At 69.8% G+C, this 2,699-nt stretch carries 2 protein-coding genes; one reads left to right on the forward strand and one right to left on the reverse strand.

Annotated elements, in window-relative coordinates:
- Window positions 1–1,712 (forward strand): multicopper oxidase family protein (locus VIB55_RS14100; protein WP_331877292.1); only part of this gene is annotated, 1,712 nt, incomplete at its 5' end.
- An 87-nt stretch (window positions 1,713–1,799) separates the two neighbouring features.
- Here the strand turns inward: VIB55_RS14100 and VIB55_RS14105 are convergent.
- Window positions 1,800–2,699, reverse strand: a 900-nt coding sequence (locus VIB55_RS14105; protein ID WP_331877293.1) for an ATP-binding cassette domain-containing protein, incomplete at its 5' end; no start/stop codon positions are given.

The raw sequence follows: 2,699 nt of genomic DNA on the forward strand, positions 1-2,699 counted from the left end.
TGCGGCTGGCACAGAACTACCGCCTGATCGCCACCTTCAACGACAGCGTGCTCGTCGGCAAGCCGATGCGGCTCCGGGCGTACCGGGTCACCTCCGTCAACGGCCGGCCCTGGGCCGATTCGGCGCCGCACTTTCCCGGCCCCACGTTCCGCGTGAGCCAGGGAGATTCGGTGCGCATCAGGCTGGTGAACAACCTGCCGCCGGGTGATTCCACGAGGTGCCTCCCAATGCAGGTCGGCGGGCATCAGGACACGCCGCCCGACTGCTTTCACGGGTTCAACTACACCAACATCCACTACCACGGATTCCACGTCTCGCCGAGCCCCAACGCCGACGACGTGCTGATGCAGATCGCGCCGGGCGACAGCTTTCAGTACGCGTTCCGCATTCCGGCCAACCAGTCACCCGGCACGCACTGGTACCATCCGCACAAGCACGGGTCGGTGGCCATCCAGGTGGCGAACGGGATGTCGGGGGCGTTCGAGGTGGTCGGGGCCAGCGGGGGCCTGGACTCGGTGCAGGCCGCCAACCGCATCACCGAGAGACTGCTGGCTTTCCAGCAGGTCACCGACACCCTGAACCTGATGGACTCGAGCAGTGCAGGCGTGGCGTCGACCCTGGTGAACGGCCAGTTCCGGCCGCAGGTCATCATGCAGCAGGGCGAGGTTCAGCGCTGGCGGATCGTGAACGAGAACACGACCAAGACGTCCGCGTTCAGCCTCATCTTCCAGAACACGGTCGGCGGGCAGGTGCCCGCGGTGTTCGAGGTGGCGCGCGACGGAGTGACGTACGACTCGCTCAACTACGACACCATCAGCGACGAGGTGCTTCTCCTGGCCCCCGGCAATCGCCTGGACGTGCTGGTGAGAGCGCCGCAAACCGCGGGTGTGTTCCAGGCCCTCATCACCCACGTGGAGCATGTGGAGCCGGACGACCGGTCCCGGAAGCGCCTGCGGCTGGGCGCCGGCACCGGCCGCGCGGCCGTCGGTCCGCCGCCGAACACGACCCCGGTGCTGTCGGTGCGAGTGGTTCCCACGACCGGGCCGGTGACCTCTACCCTTCCGACGACCCTGCCTTCCCTGGGAGGGTTCCTCGCCAACATTCCGGGGCCGCTGGACCCCACGCGCATCTCCCCGGACAGCATGGAGGTCGTGGTGTTCTCGGCCGGTGGCGGCCCGGGCAGTGCTCCTCCGTTCTATCTCGGAACGGAGCTGGCTCCGCTGCGGCAGTTCCATCCGGACTCGGTGTACGTTCCCACGACGGGGATCTCCGCCCAGAGCGTCGAGCGCCCGATGAACCTGAGCGGCACCCAGACCTGGCGGGTGGTGAATACGGACCGGCGCACCAACCACCCGTTCCACATCCACATCAACCCGTTCCAGGTGGTGTACGTGTATGCGCCCAGCGCGACGGACCAGTACAGGGCGCTGTACGACCGGCTGAACGATGCCGCGCAGATCGGCAAGCCCATCTGGCTGGACGTGCTTCCGCTGCCGCAGGCCACCGCCGCGGGCACGCAAGGGTACGCCATCATCCGGCAGCAGTACGAGGACTTCCCGGGCTGGTACGTGATGCACTGCCACATCCTGGGCCACGAAGAGCGGGGGATGATGCAGGTGCTGCAGGTGGTGGCGCCCGGCGACACCGTCCGGCCACCGCCGTCGTGGGTCACCAACCCCACGGAGTCGGGCACCGCCGCGCATCGGCACTAGCCTCGAATCGGAGGCACTGACGAAAGAGAGCCGCGGGGGGAGCGATCCCTCCGCGGCTCTTCCGTTGTGCGTGCAACGTCTCGTGGGTCAGGCCGGACTCGCGCCTTCTTCGTACAGCGTGACGGCGCTGGCCTTCACCAGCAGGTAGAGGCCTGTGCCCGGGGTTACGTGAAGGTCCGCCAACGCGTCGGCGGTGACCTCGGCCACCAGCGCGGGCGCGCCCTCGGCGACGTGCACGGTCACCAGCCGCGACGCCCCCACCTGCTGCACGCGCTCCACCCGCGCGGGAACGGCGTTGCGGGCGGACAGGCCGGGGGGCGGCTGCAGCGCCAAGGTGATCTCGTCCGCGGGAATGCCCACCAGGAGCGCGCTTCCCGGGGCCAGTCCGGAGCGGTGCACGGTGAGCAGCGGGCCCTCAGCCCCGCCGCCCAGGCGCACCACGCTCACCCCGTCGCGCGTCTCCACCACGGACGCGGGGATCACGTTCTGGAAGCCCTCCACCTCTCCCTCGCCCAGCGAAAACACCTCGGGCCGGGTCAGCACGGCGCGGGGCTCGCCGCGTGCGACGATGCGGCCCTCGTTCAGCACCACGAGATCGTCGCAGAGCGCCTGCACCTCCACCGGGTCGTGCGACACGAGGAGCATGGGGAGGGCGAACTCGTCGCGCACGCGGCGGAGGAAGGGGAGCACCTTGCGGCGCAGCGCCGCGTCCAGAGATGCCAGCGGCTCGTCCAGCAGCAACAGCTTCGGCCCGGAGCAGAGCGCCCGTCCCAGCGCCACCCGCTGCCGTTCGCCGCCGGACAGCGTCGACGGCGCGCGGGAGAGAAGCGGCTGCAGCCCCAGCACCTTCACCACGCCGTCGAGCGTGGCGTCCACGTCGCCCGCACCGCGCCGGGCGCGGCCGTGTCCCGCCCGCAGGTTGCCCAGCACGTCCAGGTGGGGAAAGAGCAGGCTGTCCTGCGGCACGTAGCCGATCCCCCGCCCTTC

The sequence above is a fragment of the Longimicrobium sp. genome (genome assembly GCF_036554565.1).
Classification (GTDB): domain Bacteria; phylum Gemmatimonadota; class Gemmatimonadetes; order Longimicrobiales; family Longimicrobiaceae; genus Longimicrobium.